The sequence below is a fragment of the Streptomyces sp. NBC_01439 genome (assembly GCF_036227605.1).
Classification (GTDB): Bacteria; Actinomycetota; Actinomycetes; order Streptomycetales; family Streptomycetaceae; genus Streptomyces.
Window position 1 is genome coordinate 6,506,470 of sequence record NZ_CP109487.1, and the last position, 14,718, is coordinate 6,521,187.

Below are 14,718 nucleotides of genomic sequence, written 5' to 3' on the forward strand. Positions count from 1 at the left end.
GGGGCTGCCACTCGAACGGGTGCGGCGCCGTTGCGGGGGCGCTGCCCCCGAGCCCCCGCGCCTCAAACGCCGGCGGGGCTGGAGGGGGAGCGGCGGGGTTGGAGGGGTGGGGCTCTGCTGCGGGCCGCGCGCCTCAGACGCCGGCGGGGTCAGGGGTGGGTGACGCGGAGTTCCTTGATGCCGTTGAGCCAGGCCGCGCGAAGGCGGCGTGGGGGCTCGGACGTCAGGTGGAGGTTCGGGAGCGCGTCGGCCAGGGCGTTGAAGATCAGGTCGATCTCCATCACAGCGAGGGACTTGCCCAGGCAGAAGTGCGGGCCGCCGCCGCCGAAGCCCAGGTGTGGGTTGGGGTCACGGGTGATGTCGAAGACGTCCGGGTTCGTGAAGACCTCGGGGTCGTGGTTGGCGGAGGAGTAGAACATGCCCACCCGGTCACCCGCCTTGATCTTCGCACCGCCCAGTTCGGTGTCCTGGGTGGCGGTGCGCTGGAAGGACACCACCGGGGTGGCCCAGCGGACGATCTCCTCGGCTGCGGTCGACGGCCGGGTCGCCTTGTAGAGCTCCCACTGTTCGGGGTGGGTCAGGAAGGCGTGCATGCCGTGGCTGATGGCGTTGCGCGTGGTCTCGTTGCCCGCGACCGCCAGCAGCAGTACGAAGAAGCCGAACTCGTCCGAGCCGAGGTTGCCCTGGCCCTCGGCCGCCACCAGCTGCGTGACGATGTCCTTGGCCGGGCATTCCTTGCGCTGGGCTGAGAGGTTCATCGCGTAGCCGATGAGCTCCATCGCCGCGTTGGAGCCGACCTCCTCGGTGATCGCGTACTCCGGGTCGTCGTAGGCGATCATCTTGTTCGACCAGTCGAAGATCTTCGCGCGGTCCTTCTGCGGTACGCCGATCAGTTCGGCAATGGCCTGCAGCGGAAGCTCGCACGCCACCTGCGTGACGAAGTCGAAGCTGCCGTCGGCCGCCGTGGCCGCGGCCTCCTCGACGATCTTCCGGGCGCGGTCCCGCAGCGCCGCCTCCAGGCCGCGGATGGCCCGGGGGGTGAAGCCGCGCTGCACGATCTGGCGTACGCGGGTGTGTTCCGGCGGGTCCATGTTCAACATGATCAGACGCTGGGCATCAATCGCATCACGCGGAATGTGCTCGTTGAACCGGATGATCGCGGTGTTGGTCGTCGAGGAGAACAGTTCCGGGTGCGTGGAGACGTATTTGACGTCCGCGTGCCGGGTCACGGCCCAGTAGCCCTCGTCGTCGAAGCCGGTGACACCCCGACGCTGCGGGCACCACCACACGGGCGCGGTCTGCCGCAGCTGCGCGAACTCCGGGAAGGGGACGCGGCTCTGCAGCAGGTCCGGGTCGGTGGCGTCGAAGCCTTCGGGCAGTGCGGGGCAGGACATCGGGCAACTCCAAAGTCTGACGGACCATCAGAAGTTGGCTTGAAGGTAGTAACGAGTTCTAGAACTGACAAGGGTCGCGGCGCCAACTGTTGCGTGTGGAATCCGTGCAGGGCGCGTGCAAGACCCTTGCGTGCCGGGGCCTCAGGTCATAAGACTGCGGGGAGAACTAGAACGCGTACTAGTTCGGGGCGGGGCGCCGGGACGGCCCGCCGTGCTGACGCAGTGCAGGAGAGGACGAGCTCATGGCCGCGGAACCCGTCATTGTCGAAGCCGTACGCACCCCCATCGGTAAGCGCGGGGGCGCGCTCGCCAACCTCCATCCCGCCTACCTGCTCGGTGAGACCTACCGCGAACTGCTGGCCCGTACCGGAATCCAGCCCGACTGCGTCGAGCAGATCGTCGGCGGCACCGTGACGCACGCAGGCGAGCAGTCGATGAACCCCGCCCGCAACGCCTGGCTCGCCATGGGGCTCCCGTACGAGACCGCCGCGACGACGGTGGACTGCCAGTGCGGCAGCTCCCAGCAGGCCAACCACATGGTCGCCAACATGATCTCCGGCGGGGTCATGGACATCGGCATCGCCTGCGGCGTCGAGGCCATGAGCCGGGTGCCGCTCGGCTCCGGATCCAAGCACGGCCCGGGGAAGCCCTTCCCGGACGAGTGGAACGTCGACCTCCCCAACCAGTTCGAGGCCGCCGAGCGGATCGCCCGCCACCGGGGCCTGTCCCGCGAGGACGTCGACCGGCTCGGGCTCCTCTCCCAGGAGCGGGCCGCGGCCGCATGGGCCGAGGAGCGGTTCAAGCGCGAGACCTTCGCCGTGCAGGTGCCGACGACCGAGGAGGAGCAGGCCGCCGGGCAGGGCATGTGGCGTCTGGTCGACCGGGACGAGGGGCTGCGGGACACGAGCATGGAGGCGCTGGCCCGGCTCAAGCCGGTCATGCCCACCGCCGTGCACACCGCGGGGAACTCCTCGCAGATATCCGACGGCGCCGCCGCCGTCATGTGGGCCTCGCGCAAGATGGCCCGCGCCCTCAAGCTCAAGCCGCGCGCCCGGATCGTCGCCCAGACGCTCGTCGGCGCCGACCCCCACTACCACCTCGACGGGCCGATCGACGCGACGCGGGCCGTGCTCGGCAAGGCCGGGATGTCGCTGCGGGACATCGACCTCGTCGAGATCAACGAGGCCTTCGCCTCCGTGGTCCTGTCCTGGGCGCAGGTCTTCGACCAGGACCTGGAGAAGGTCAACGTCAACGGCGGGGGCATCGCCCTCGGTCACCCCGTCGGCGCCACGGGCGCCCGGCTGATCACCACCGCGCTGCACGAGCTGGAGCGCCGTGACAAGGAGTTCGCGCTGATCACCATGTGCGCGGGAGGCGCGCTGGCGACCGGCACGATCATCCAGCGCCTGTGAGGCGCCCCTGAGTCCCGTGGGATGGGATGCAGAAGGCCCCGGAGGCCGGACCTGGGGAGGCCGGCCACCGGGGCCTTCGTATGTCTGCTGTGCTGCGTGCTGCGTGCTGCGTGCCGCGGCTTAGTACCAGTGGTTGGCGGACCAGAAGTTCCAGGCGCCGACCGGGCTGCCGTAGCGGTCGTTCATGTAGTCCAGGCCCCACTTGATCTGGGTGGCCGGGTTGGTCTTCCAGTCCGCACCCGCGGAGGCCATCTTCGACGCCGGCAGGGCCTGGGCCAGGCCGTACGCGCCGGAGGAGGGGTTGGTCGCGGTGTGGTTCCAGCCGCTCTCGTGGGAGATGATCTTGTCGAAGGCGGCGAACTGGGCCGGGTCCTTGATCATCTGCTGCGCGATCGCCTTGGCGCTCACCGGGGCCGCCTGGGCGGGAACCGTGGCGAGCATGGAGCCGGCGACGCCCAGGGCGACGACGGTGCCCGCGAGGGCCTTCTTCGAGATGGCGATGCGGCGGATGATGGCGTTGGACACGGAGGGAACCTTCCGACGGGGACAAGGACGGTCGCGGGCACGTCGAAGACGTGCGTGAGCCACTCACGCGAAGGAGAGGGGTTCGTCGGCGGCGGGTGAAGTGACCCTGCCGCCTTGCGACTCATCCAGTTCTACAGACGCCCCGGCGCCCTGGCAAAGGTCCCGCGTACTAGTGGTCCTCGCAGCAGGGGCCCCACCGACCCCCGTAGGGGTGGGTCCAGTGGCTCCGAGGCCTACTAGCCGGGTTCGTATGTGATCCACACCCTATGGGGCGGGTCACCGGGGCAGGCCCCGAATGTCACCCTCCGCTGCCGTTCGTACCCCTTCTGAGGGCGGGTTCGTGGCGATTCCGGCTCCCGGATCGAAGGAGACCGGGGCGTCGAACGCGGCTCTGCGGGTCGCCCGGCGCAGCGCCTTCAGCAGGGTCGCCCCGAGGGTCAGGGTCAGTACGACCGTCAGCGCCGCCCGGCCCAGGTCCCAGCCCACCGAGGTCGCCAGGCAGTACGCGGCGAACCGCGCCAGGTTCGAAGCCACCGGATCCCCCGGATGGAAGGAGATGCCCTGGCCCATGCCCTGCAGCAGCACCCAGCCCTGCAGGTTCATGACCGTGCCGTACGCGAACGAGCCCGCGAAGCCGTACGCGGCCAGCATCAGCAGCTCCGCCCGGCCCCGGATCCTCTCCGGGCCCGGCAGCAGCCCGGCCCCCAGCGCGAACCAGCCCATCGCCAGCATCTGGAACGGCATCCACGGCCCGACCCCGCCCGTCAGCAGGGCGGAGGCGAACATCGTCACCGAGCCCAGGACGAAACCGAAGCCGGGACCGAGGACCCGCGCGCTCAGCACCATCAGGAAGAACATGGGCTCCAGCCCGGCGGTACCCGCGCCCAGAGGTCTCAGCGCTGCCCCGACAGCGGCGAGCACACCGAGCATCGCCACCGCTTTCGCGTCCATGCCGTTGTCGGCGATGGTCGCGACGACCACCGCCACCAGGAGCGGCAGGAGCGCGGCGAAGAGCCAGGGGGCGTCCTGCGCGTGGGCGAGCCCCGACTGACGGTCGGCGAGCAGCGGCCAGCCGAAGGCCGCGATGCCGATGAGGGTGACGAGGAGCAGGGTGACAGCGGCGCGGGGGCCGATCCGGACGGGGCGGGCAGAGCGGGAGGGGTGGGCGGGACTGGTGGGGTGGGCGGGACGGTTCACCGGGCCTCCGCCGCGTCGAGGGCCTCGGCCGCGTCCAGGGCCTCGGCTACCTGGCGCACGGTGAGCCAGGGGGCCGGGGCGAGGACCTTCGCCACTTGCGGCGCGAAGGCGGGCGAGGAGACGACGACCTCGGCGGTCGGACCGTCCGCGACGATCTCCCCGCCGGCCAGGATCACCACGCGGTGGGCCAGCTCGGCGGCGAGTTCCACGTCATGGGTGGCCAGGACGATGGCGTGGCCGTCGGCGGCCAGGCCGCGCAGGATCTCGACCAGGCGGGCCTTGGCGGCGTAGTCCAGGCCGCGGGTGGGCTCGTCCAGGAGCAGGAGGGCGGGCCGGCCGGTGAGGACCAGGGCCAGGGCGAGGGCCAGGCGCTGGCCCTCGGAGAGATCGCGCGGGTGGACGTCGTCGGAGACGTCCGGAAGCAGCGCGGAGACGAGGTCCCGGCAGGTACCGGGAGGCGCGGCGGCGTCGGAGTCGGCGGCGGCGCATTCGGCGGCGACCGTGTCGGCGTACAGGAGGTCGCGGGGTTCCTGCGGGACGAGGCCGACGCGGCGCACCATCTCGGGCGGTGCCGTGCGGTGGGGGGTGCGGCCGCCGACGGTCACCTCGCCGGTGGTGGGGGTGACCGTACCGACGAGGGTGGAGAGGAGGGTGGACTTGCCGGCGCCGTTGCGGCCCATGAGGGCGACGGTTTCGCCGGGGGCCACGGTGAGGGTGACGTCGTGCAGGGCCTGCACGCGGCCGCGGCGGACGGTGACCCGGCGGACCTCGGCCGGGGTCTCCCGGGGGGCGCGGGCGCGGGCGGGGTCGGAGTCGGGGCTCGGCCGGCCGCGGCGGAGCAGGCGCGCGAGCAGGCCGGGGGCTTCGGCGACGGGGGCTCCGCCCCCGGACCCCCGCGCCTCAAGCGCCGGCGTTCGAGGCGAGGGGTCCGGGGCGGAGCCCTGGGAAGCGGCGGGGCGGGCGGGCCCGGACAGGCGGTCCGGGATGCCTGGCGCAGCGGACAGGCGGGCCACCAGCGGAGCGGCCTGGCGGCGGGCGTCGCGGATCGAGAGGGGGAGGGGGGACCAGCCCGCGAGGCGGCCCAGGGAGACCACCGGCGGGTGGACCGGGGAGACGGCCATGATCTCGGCGGGGGTGCCGATGACCGGGGCCGCGCCCGGCGACGGCAGGAGCAGGACCTGGTCGGCGTAGTGGACGACCCGCTCCAGCCGGTGCTCCGCCATCAGCACGGTCGTGCCCAGGTCGTGGACCAGGCGCTGGAGGACCGAGAGGACTTCCTCCGCCGCGGCTGGGTCGAGCGCGGACGTCGGCTCGTCCAGCACCAGCACCCGGGGGTGCGGGGTGAGGACCGAGCCGATCGCGACCCGCTGCTGCTGGCCGCCGGACAGCGTCGCGATCGGCCGGTCGCGCAGCTCGTTCAGGCCCAGCAGGTCCAGGGTCTCCTCCACCCGGCGGCGCATCACCGCAGGTGGCAGGCCCAGCGACTCCATGCCGTAGGCGAGCTCGTCCTCGACCACGTCCGTCACGAAGTGTGCGAGGGGGTCCTGGCCGACCGTGCCGACCACGTCCGCGAGCTCGCGCGGCTGGTGCGTGCGCGTGTCCCGGCCGGCGACCGTGACCCGGCCGCGCAGGGTGCCGCCCGTGAAGTGCGGGACCAGCCCGGAGACCGCGCCCAGCAGGGTGGACTTGCCGACGCCCGACGGGCCGACCAGCAGCGTCAGCTCCCCCTCGGGGATCACCAGGTCGACGCCCTGCAGGGAGGGGGCGGGTGCGCCCTCGTAGGTGACCGACACCTGCTCGAAGCGGATCACTGCGACGCCTCCTCGGGCGGTACGGGTGCCACGAAGGCGGGCAGCAGGCCGATCAGGATCGCTGCCGCCGGCCAGAGCGGGAACGTGGGGGCCGTCAACGGGACCACGCCCGGGTGCAGGGCGGCGGGGTCGACGGAACCGGCGTGGATCAGCACGGCGGCCACGGCCGCGCCCGATCCGGCGACCAGCCAGGCGCGCGGCCCCCAGCGGTCGGGCCGGTAGCGGGTCCGCACCGACCGGCGGCCGCCCAGGCGCAGGCCCGCGACGGCCAGGGCCGCACCGGCGCCGAGCACCGGAAGCCCGTACGCGGCGCCCTGCGCGGCGAGCAGGCCGTACGTGCCCGCGCACATGCCGAGGAGGCCGCCGAGGGTGAGGGCGTTGGTGGTGTGCCGGACGGCGGGCGGTACCTCGGCGGTACGGCCGTAGCCGCGCGCGTCCATCGATGCGGCGATGGCGACGGAGCGTTCCAGAGCGCCTTCCAGGACCGGCAGGCCGATCTGGAGGATGGCCTTCACCCCGCCCGTGGGCCGGCCGCGCAGCCGGCGGGCGGTCCGCAGGCGGGCGACGTCGGCGACCATGTTCGGCGCGAAGGTCATGGCGACGACGACGGCGACCCCGGCCTCGTACAGGGCGGCCGGGAGGGACTTCAGCAGCCGTGCCGGATTGGCGAGGGCGTTCGCGGCGCCGACGCACACCAGGAGCGCGGCCAGCTTCAGGCCGTCGTAGAAGGCGAAGACGAGCTGCTCGGCGGTGACGCGGCCGCCGAAGCGGATGCCCTGGGCCCAGGCCGGGAGCGGGATCTCCGGGAGGGTGAAGAGGAGGTGCGAGCCGGGCAGGGGGGAGCCGAGCAGCATCGAGAAGAGCAGGCGCAGGCCGATGACGAAGAGGCCGAGCTTGAGGAAGGCGCCGTAGGAGCGGGCCCAGGGCGCGTCGGTGCGGCGCGCCGCGACCACGTACCCGGCGACGCCGATGATCAGCCCGAGCAGCAGCGGGTTGGTGGTGCGGGAGGCGGCGGTGGCGAGGCCGAGGGCCCACAGCCACCAGGCCCCCGCGTGCAGGGCGGTGGCCCGGCCGGACTGCGGGGGCCTCCACTTTTCGTACGTCGACCGGTGCGCGGGGACCTGCGCCGCGGCCGGACTCCGGCGGGCCGGGGGCAGGCCGCCGGGTGCGGCTCCGGTGGGGGTGCGGTGGGCCTGCGGCCGTGCCCGGCGGATACCGATGCCGATGCCCGTGCCCGTGCCGGTGCCGGTGCCGGTGCCGGTGCCGGTGCCCGTGCCCGGGGCCGTGCCGGTGGCGGGCGCGGTTCGGGGTGCGCCAGTGTCCGTGCTGGTCGGCTCGGCGCCGTTGCCGGGGTGCGCCGCGGCGCCGGGGCCGGTCATCGCGTACGGCGGCGGGACTGCCAGACGCCGGCCGCGGCGAGGGCGGCCACCGCGGCGATGCCCGCGAGCAGGCCCGCGGACGGGCCCCCGCCGGACTCCGGAGCGGCGGACTCCGCAGCGGCGGACCGCGCCGGGTCCGGGGTCCCGGCCGCGCCGTCGGCGACCTGGTCGCCGCAGCCCTGCTTCGGGTAGCCGGAGATCGCGCACAGCAGCGCCGCGCTGTTGTAGCGCAGCGGCTTGGCGACCGAGGCCAGCGCCTCGGCCGTCGTGGCCTCGGAGGCCACCTGCGCGCAGGCCGTGCGCGGGGCGGCAGCGGGCGGGGCGTCGCCCGCCGGGGCGTCCTCCGGGACGCCGAAGTCGATGACGAGCGCCACCCGCTTGGTGCCCTCCGTCGGGGCGGTCGCCCCGCAGACGGTCTCGAAGTCGGCCGCTGCGCGCGGCTGGGCCGCCTGCGCCGCCGCGTCCTTGCTCACCGAGAAGCGGAAGCCCTGGACGGCGCCGTCCGCGGGACGGGCCATCGAGGGGCCCTGGGTGGCGTAGGACCACCGGCCGCCCGCCGAGCCGTCCCAGAACGACCAGTAGCGGTAGCCGGCCGCCAGCGCCGGGGAGGCGGCCAGCAGGGCCAGGGCGATCCCGAGGGCGAGGGCCACGGCGGGCGGGCGGCGGCGCATCAGGACTCGTTCTTCTTCCGGCGGCCGCTCAGCAGGATGCCGATGCCGACACCGGCCGCGGCGCACGAACCGACGATCCACCAGACGTTCTGGCCGCCCGAGGGCTCCTCCTTCTTGCTGTCCACCTTCGTCGCGTCGGTGTCCGCGCCCTTCGGGGCCGGGCCGGTCGCGTTCAGCGCGGCGACGAGGTCGGTGCCGCCGAAGGACTTCGGGTCGTTGCCGGTCGCGTGCGCGGCGAGGACGAGGGTGCCCAGCGCGGCCGGGCTGCCCTTCGCCCACTCGGCGGAGTTGGTCTCCAGCCACTTCAGGGCGCCCGCCGCCGACTCCTTGTGGCCGGCGGCGGCCAGGGCCAGTACCGCGTCGACCGTGTTGCCGGTGTCGGGGGGGGGCTGGTCCGCGCCCGGGGTGACGGCCATGAGGTGGCCGTCCTTCTTGAGGGCCTCGGCCAGGTAGCCGGCCGCGCCCTGGGCGGCGGTCACCGGGTCGGCGGCGTTCGCGGCCGGGCAGGCCAGCGGGGCGGCGGGGGTGTTCTCGGCGGACGGGACGACGGCCGCGCCCTTGCCGAGGCCGGCCAGGGTGGCGGCGGCCGTGGCGTCGGCGTTGGCGAGGAGCTTGCCGTCGGCCGGCTGGTACGCGAAGGCGCCCCGGTCGGTGGCCGGCTCGGCGGTGCAACCCAGCTGGAAGGGGAGCAGGCCGTCGTAGGCGGACTTGCCCGCCTTGGACTTGACCTCGGCCGGCTTCTCGCCCGCCACGGCCAGGGCGCTGATCACCACGGCGGTGGAGTTGGCGTCGCTGGGGGAGCCGGGGACGAAGCTCCAGCCGCCGTCCTCGTTCTGGACGGACTTCAGCCAGTCCACGCTCTTCCTGACGGTCGTGTCGTGGCCGCCGAGCGCCTTCAGGGCCTGCACGGCCGCCGCGGTGGCGTTGGTGTCGTACATCGTGTTCGCGTCGCACTCGGCGGCGGCGGCGGCGTTCGGGCGGAAGGAGGCGAAGCCACCGGTCGCGCACTGCTGGCCGACGAGCCAGTCCACGGCCTGGCCGGCGGGCTCGACACCGACGGTGTGCTGGGCGAGCAGTGCGAAGGACTGCCGCCACACGCCGTCGTACGTGGGGTCGTTCTTGCCGTACAGGCCAGAGGGGATGACCGGGGGTGCGGAGGGGGAGGCGGGCGGCGCGGTGTCGGCGAGGGCTGCGGGGGCGGCGCCCACGCAGAGCACGGCGGAGGCGGCGAGCGCGGCTGCGCTGCGGCGGACGTTCATAGGGGGGGTGGTGCCTCTCGTACGGGGGAACCGGCAGCAGGCACGCACAGGCACCGGGCTCCGGCTCCGTTTACCTCGACGGTGCCGGCCACCGGGGGCTCCGGCGGCACGAGCCGCGCACCTTCGGTACGGGGCATTCCGGCTTCCCGCCCGGGCGGTGCCGGGGGTGTTCACGGTTGCGGGTCAGCGCCGGAATTGCACCGGCTTCCCCCCGTACAGAGGTGTGGACGACAGGTTCACTCTACCGGCCCGTAACCGGCGGGCCCCGGGGTGCAGGGGCCGGTCGCCCCTTACACGGCCCGGTACGCCACCGGTTCCGTGCCCGGCACCGCCTCGGCGCGGCCCTGCTTGACCAGCCGCCTCACATGGGCCTCCGCTTCGGAGACGGCGATGTTGCGGGAGCCGTACGGGATCTGCTCCCAGGGCCGGTTCCACTCCATCCGCTCGGCCAGCCCCCACGGGGTCAGCGGCTCGGCCAGCAGGGCCAAGAGGCCCCTCAACCGTTCCTCGTGGTGGTCGAGGAGCTCCCGTACGCGGGCGGGCGCGTCGGTGAAGGCGTGCTGGTGGGCGGGGAGCACCTCGGCGGGTCCGAGGCGGCCGATGCGTTCGAGGGAGTCGAGGTAGTCGCCGAGCGGGTCGGTGACGCGGGTGTCCTCCGGGGCCTCGTACAGCCCGATGTGGGGGGAGATCCCGGGCAGCAGGTGGTCCCCGGAGAAGAGGCGGCCGTGGCCGGGGAGGTTCGCCGGGTGCGCTTCCTCGAGGTGCAGGCAGACGTGTCCGGGGGTGTGGCCGGGGGTCCAGATCGCGCGTAGTCGGCGCCCGGCGAGGGGGAGCAGCTCGGCGGGGACGATCTCCCGGTCGGGGACGGCGGCGCGCAGGCCGGGCAGGGTCCGCATGCGGCCGCTCGCGCGGGCGGCGCGCAGCGGGGCGATGTGTTCCTTGGGGGCTCCGGCGGCGGCGAGTTTGGCGCTCATGTAGTCGAACCAGACGCCGGGCTCGGAGGCGCGGGTCCGTACGACGACCTCGGTGTCGGCGGCGTGCATGGCGATCCAGGAGCCGGAGGCCTCGCGGACCTGGCCGGAGAGGCCGTGGTGGTCGGGGTGGTGGTGGGTGATGACCACGCCGTGGACGTCGGTGACGGCGGTGCCGAGTGCGGCGAGGCCGGCGCCGAGGGTGTCCCAGGAGGCCGGGTCGTCCCAGCCGGTGTCGATGAGGACGGGGCCGCGGTCGGTGTCGAGGACGTGGACGAGGGTGTGTCCGAGGGGGTTGTCGGGGATGGGGACCTTGATGGCCCATACGCCGCCGCCGTGATCGATGACGTGCGGGGCGTCACCGGTGACGTGTGCGGTGCCTCCGGTGACGTGCGGGGCGCCTCCGGCGACCCGTGACGCCTCCTCCGTGACCCGTGGCGTGTCCTCCGTCATGCGCCCGCCCTCCCCTGTCGTCGCCCTCGGACGAGAACGTGTTCCAGTAGTAGCCCAAGTCGACCACTTTCCGGGCTCCCTGACTAGTCGTTCGATCTTCTCCGCCGCACTGACGGAGGTTCAGTCCTGGCCGTGGACTCCTCTAACTAGAACTGGTATCAGTTCTGGAACGCCAAGCCGCAGGAGGCCTCAGCCATGACCGAGCTCGTGGAACACGGAAAGCTGTTCATCGGCGGGGAGTGGACGGATCCGCTGGGCACCGACACGATCCGGATCGTCTCCCCCCACACCGAGCAGGTCATCGGCTCCGTCCCGCACGCCTCGAAGGCTGACGTCGACCGCGCCGTCGCCGTCGCGCGCACGGCGTTCGACGAGGGGCCCTGGCCGCGGATGAGCCTGGACGAGCGGATCGCCGTCGTCTCCCGGATCAAGGACGCCATCGCCGTCCGGCACGAGGAGATAGCCCGCTCGATCAGCTCCCAGAACGGCTCCCCTTACTCCTGGAGCGTCCTCGCCCAGGCGCTCGGCCCGATGATGGTCTACGACGCCGCGATCACGGTCGCCCGCGCCTACCCGTACGAGGAGCACCGCCAGGGCGTGCTCGGCCCGATCCTGGTGCGCCGGGAGCCGGTGGGCGTGGTCGCCGCGGTCATTCCGTGGAACGTCCCGCAGTTCGTGGCGGCGGCCAAGCTGGCGCCTGCCCTCCTGACCGGCTCGACGGTGATCCTCAAGCCGTCGCCCGAGGCGCCGCTCGACTCCTACATCCTCGCCGACATCGCGCGCGAGGCCGGGCTCCCCGAGGGCGTGCTGTCGATCCTGCCCGCCGACCGCGAGGTCAGCGAGTACCTGGTCGGGCACCCCGGCATCGACAAGGTCTCCTTCACCGGTTCGGTCGCGGCCGGCAAGCGCGTGATGGAGGTCGCCGCGCGCAACCTCACCCGCGTCACCCTCGAACTCGGGGGCAAGTCGGCCGCCGTGGTCCTCCCGGACGCCGACGTGGAGACCGCGGTCGCCGGGATCGTGCCCGCGGCCTGGATGAACAACGGTCAGGCCTGCGTCGCCCAGACCCGCATCCTCGCTCCCCGCAGCCAGTACGAGGAGGTGGCCGAGGCCCTCGCGGCGGCGGCCGGCGCGCTGGTCGTCGGCGACCCGCTCGACCCGGCGACCCAACTCGGCCCGCTCGTGGCGAAGCGGCAGCAGCAGCGCTCGCTGGACTACATCCGCATCGGGCAGGAGGAGGGCGCGAAGGTCCTGGCGGGCGGCGGCCGTCCGGCGGGCCTGGAGCAGGGCTGGTACGTGGAGCCCACCCTCTTCGGTGACGTCGACAACTCCATGCGGATCGCGCGCGAGGAGATCTTCGGCCCGGTCGTCTGCCTGATCCCCTACGGGGACGAGGCCGAGGCGGTACGGGTGGCCAACGACTCGGAGTTCGGCCTCAGCGGCAGCGTCTGGACCGCCGACATCGAGCGCGGCATCGACTTCGCCCGCCGGATCCGCACCGGCACCTTCAATGTGAACACCTTCAGCCTGGACATGCTGGGGCCGTTCGGCGGCTACAAGAACAGCGGCCTGGGGCGGGAGTTCGGCCCCGAGGGCCTGAGCGAGTACCTGGAACACAAGATGATCCACCTTCCGGCGACGTATGCAGCGGGCGCCGCCGAGGCGGGTGCCTGATGGGGGACCGCTGGCAGGTCGAGGTGGACCGGGGGGTCTGCATCGGCTCGGGCATGTGCGTGAACCACGCCCCGGACGGCTTCGTCCTGGACACGGCGCGCCAGTCCCACCCGCGCACCGCCGAGTCGGACGCGAACGAGCCGATCCTCACGGCTGCGGAGGGCTGCCCGGTGGAGGCCATCATGATCACCCTGGCGACGACGGGCGAACCGGTCTTCCCGCCGGAGGAATGACCGCGGACGGGGAGCGGGACCCCGGCAGCCGGTGAGCCGGTGGCGGTGAGCCGGTGAGCAGGCGGCTGGCGACCCGGTAGCCAGTCGCCCGGCTACCGGAGTCCCGTTTCGTCGCAGGGGCCGGTGCGTGCAGCCGGGTACGACCGGCCCTGCGGTCGCCCTCAGGCGTCGGCGCCTTCGGGAGCGCGGGTCAGCGACCGCAGCACGAGCGCGATCACGACGGCGGTGCCGGAGCACACGGTCAGGGCCAGGAAGCCGTTGCCGACACCCGCGGTGGTCGCGTCCGCGACCGAACCGCCGTCGTCGAGACGGCCGTCGACCGAGGTGGCGAGGACGGTGCCGATGACGGCGATGCCGAGGGCGGCGCCGGTCTCGTTGAAGGTGTTGAGCAGGCCGGAGCCGACACCGGACTCCGCCACCTCGACGTGCGAGGTGCCGATGGCGAAGAGCGGGACGTAGCAGGCGGGCAGACCGGCGCCGATCACGGCCAGCGCGAACGCGGTGAGCGCGACGCTGCTGGTGCCGGCCGCAAGGATGCCCGTGCCGACCACGTGCAGGGCCGCCCCGGCCGCGTACGTTCCGCCCGGGCCCAGGGCGTTGACCAGTGACGGCGCGACCAGCGCGACCACGAGGGCGGCCAGGCCCATGGGGAGCAGTGAGAGGCCGGTGACGAAGGCGCTCATCTCGTGGACCCGCTGGAAGTACATGCTGGCCAGGAAGGAGCTGCTGATCATCACGGCGGCCACGAGGAGCAGGCCGACGCTGGACAGCCAGTAGGTGGGCTTGCGCAGCAGGTGCAGCGGGAGCAGCGGGTCGACCCGGCCGATCTCCATGAACGTGACCGCGGCGAGCAGGACCGCGGCGGCGCCGATGCTGATCCAGGCGTTCCGGTCGCCGAACCCCTCGTGCAGTCGGATCAGTCCGAAGGACAGGGCGGCCAGTCCGGCGGTGGACACGATCGCCGACGGCAGCCGCAGCTTGCGGCCGCTGCTCGTGTCGAGGGCGGGCATGCTGCGCAGGGCGCCGATGCCGGCCGCGATGCTGACCGGGATGTTGATCAGGAAGGCCCAGCGCCAGCTGATCGCCGTGACGATGAGCCCGCCGAGCACCACGCCGATGGTCGCGCCGATCACGCCGAGGCCGCTCCAGGCGGTCAGTGCGATCTTGCGCTGCTCCTCGTCCTGGTAGACCGCCAAGATGATCGACAGGGCGGCGGCGGAAAGCAGTGCGGCTCCGGCGCCCTGGACGGCGCGGCCCACGACGAGCAGTTCCTGGTTGCCCGCGATGCCGCAGAGCACGGAGGCCACGGCGAAGACGGTGAGGCCGGTGAGGAAGGTGCGGCGGCGTCCGAGGACGTCGGAGACGCGCCCACCGAAGAGCAGCAGGCTGCCGAGCACCAGGACGTACCCGCTGATCGTCCACTGCAGGGCCGTCTGATCCGCGGGCAGCTGTGCCCCGATCGAGGGCAGGGCCACGTTCACGACCGTCGAGTCCAGCATGACCATCAACTGGGCGACGCCGACCACCACCAGAGTGGTCCAGGCGGCCTTGCCGGGGGCCCGTGCGGGTGTTCCCGCCGCGTCATGCTCGGCCGTTCGGGGCGCCAGCGTCTGCTCGGTCACCACGTCTCCTTCGTCCGTCGTCTGCGCTAAATGATTTATGCGCATGCATCAATTGAGCTCGGACAGTACATGTATGCGTATGCATCGACAAGGCGAGGTGGCGAACCTACGATGAGG

General features: G+C 73.1%; 12 protein-coding genes. 3 read left to right on the forward strand and 9 right to left on the reverse strand.

Annotated features, from left to right (window positions below):
- Window positions 1-149: 149 nt before the first annotated feature.
- Window positions 150-1,394 (reverse strand): cytochrome P450, encoded by a 1,245-nt coding sequence (locus OG207_RS29480; RefSeq protein WP_329102452.1) that lies wholly within the window; start codon window positions 1,392-1,394, stop codon window positions 150-152.
- Between the two features lie 242 nt (window positions 1,395-1,636).
- Here OG207_RS29480 and OG207_RS29485 point away from each other — a divergent pair, with 242 nt between their 5' ends.
- Window positions 1,637-2,806, forward strand: a complete 1,170-nt coding sequence (locus OG207_RS29485; protein ID WP_030390693.1) for a steroid 3-ketoacyl-CoA thiolase — start codon at window positions 1,637-1,639, stop codon at window positions 2,804-2,806.
- 120 nt (window positions 2,807-2,926) lie between these two features.
- On the opposite strand, the gene OG207_RS29490 is transcribed toward OG207_RS29485, so the two are convergent.
- From OG207_RS29490 to OG207_RS29520, 7 genes are all read right to left on the reverse strand, one after another.
- Complete coding sequence (locus OG207_RS29490) at window positions 2,927-3,331, reverse strand: transglycosylase SLT domain-containing protein (RefSeq protein ID WP_329102453.1); 405 nt, start codon at window positions 3,329-3,331, stop codon at window positions 2,927-2,929.
- 276 nt (window positions 3,332-3,607) lie between these two features.
- Window positions 3,608-4,528, reverse strand: coding sequence for an ECF transporter S component (locus OG207_RS29495; RefSeq protein ID WP_329102455.1), 921 nt, complete (start codon window positions 4,526-4,528; stop codon window positions 3,608-3,610).
- Complete coding sequence (locus OG207_RS29500) at window positions 4,525-6,339, reverse strand: ABC transporter ATP-binding protein (RefSeq protein WP_329102458.1); 1,815 nt, start codon at window positions 6,337-6,339, stop codon at window positions 4,525-4,527. Before OG207_RS29500 ends, OG207_RS29495 begins: the two co-directional genes overlap by 4 nt.
- The gene (locus OG207_RS29505) at window positions 6,336-7,742 is read right to left on the reverse strand and encodes an energy-coupling factor transporter transmembrane component T (protein WP_329107970.1); all 1,407 of its coding nucleotides are present in this window, start codon (window positions 7,740-7,742) and stop codon (window positions 6,336-6,338) included. The genes OG207_RS29500 and OG207_RS29505 overlap by 4 nt, the downstream gene beginning before the upstream one ends.
- Complete coding sequence (locus tag OG207_RS29510; RefSeq protein WP_329102460.1) at window positions 7,715-8,389, reverse strand: SCO2322 family protein; 675 nt, start codon at window positions 8,387-8,389, stop codon at window positions 7,715-7,717. The genes OG207_RS29505 and OG207_RS29510 overlap by 28 nt, the downstream gene beginning before the upstream one ends.
- Window positions 8,389-9,648, reverse strand: coding sequence for a prenyltransferase/squalene oxidase repeat-containing protein (locus OG207_RS29515; protein ID WP_329102462.1), 1,260 nt, complete (start codon window positions 9,646-9,648; stop codon window positions 8,389-8,391). Before OG207_RS29515 ends, OG207_RS29510 begins: the two co-directional genes overlap by 1 nt.
- Before the next feature lie 290 nt (window positions 9,649-9,938).
- Entirely contained in the window at window positions 9,939-11,072 is a 1,134-nt protein-coding gene (locus tag OG207_RS29520; protein WP_329102464.1) for an MBL fold metallo-hydrolase, read from the reverse strand.
- A gap of 195 nt (window positions 11,073-11,267) precedes the next feature.
- Here OG207_RS29520 and OG207_RS29525 point away from each other — a divergent pair, with 195 nt between their 5' ends.
- Together OG207_RS29525 and OG207_RS29530 are read left to right on the forward strand one after the other, a co-directional pair.
- A complete protein-coding gene (locus OG207_RS29525; protein WP_329102467.1) occupies window positions 11,268-12,746 on the forward strand; it encodes an aldehyde dehydrogenase in 1,479 nt (492 codons plus the stop codon).
- Window positions 12,746-12,979: a ferredoxin gene (locus OG207_RS29530; protein ID WP_328790616.1), complete on the forward strand. Its 234-nt coding sequence runs from the start codon at window positions 12,746-12,748 to the stop codon at window positions 12,977-12,979. The genes OG207_RS29525 and OG207_RS29530 overlap by 1 nt, the downstream gene beginning before the upstream one ends.
- Window positions 12,980-13,140: 161 nt before the next feature.
- On the opposite strand, the gene OG207_RS29535 is transcribed toward OG207_RS29530, so the two are convergent.
- The gene (locus tag OG207_RS29535) at window positions 13,141-14,601 is read right to left on the reverse strand and encodes an MFS transporter (RefSeq protein WP_329102469.1); all 1,461 of its coding nucleotides are present in this window, start codon (window positions 14,599-14,601) and stop codon (window positions 13,141-13,143) included.
- Window positions 14,602-14,718: the final 117 nt, after the last annotated feature.

Bases quoted from the DNA above. Each gene is read 5' to 3' on its own strand.
- OG207_RS29530 (WP_328790616.1), top strand. From the start codon at position 12,746: ATGGGGGACCGCTGGCAGGTCGAGGTGGACCGGGGGGTCTGCATCGGC.
- OG207_RS29515 (WP_329102462.1), bottom strand. From the start codon at position 9,648: ATGAACGTCCGCCGCAGCGCAGCCGCGCTCGCCGCCTCCGCCGTGCTC.
- OG207_RS29480 (WP_329102452.1), bottom strand. From the start codon at position 1,394: ATGTCCTGCCCCGCACTGCCCGAAGGCTTCGACGCCACCGACCCGGAC.
- OG207_RS29485 (WP_030390693.1), top strand. From the start codon at position 1,637: ATGGCCGCGGAACCCGTCATTGTCGAAGCCGTACGCACCCCCATCGGT.
- OG207_RS29520 (WP_329102464.1), bottom strand. From the start codon at position 11,072: ATGACGGAGGACACGCCACGGGTCACGGAGGAGGCGTCACGGGTCGCC.
- OG207_RS29525 (WP_329102467.1), top strand. From the start codon at position 11,268: ATGACCGAGCTCGTGGAACACGGAAAGCTGTTCATCGGCGGGGAGTGG.
- OG207_RS29510 (WP_329102460.1), bottom strand. From the start codon at position 8,389: ATGCGCCGCCGCCCGCCCGCCGTGGCCCTCGCCCTCGGGATCGCCCTG.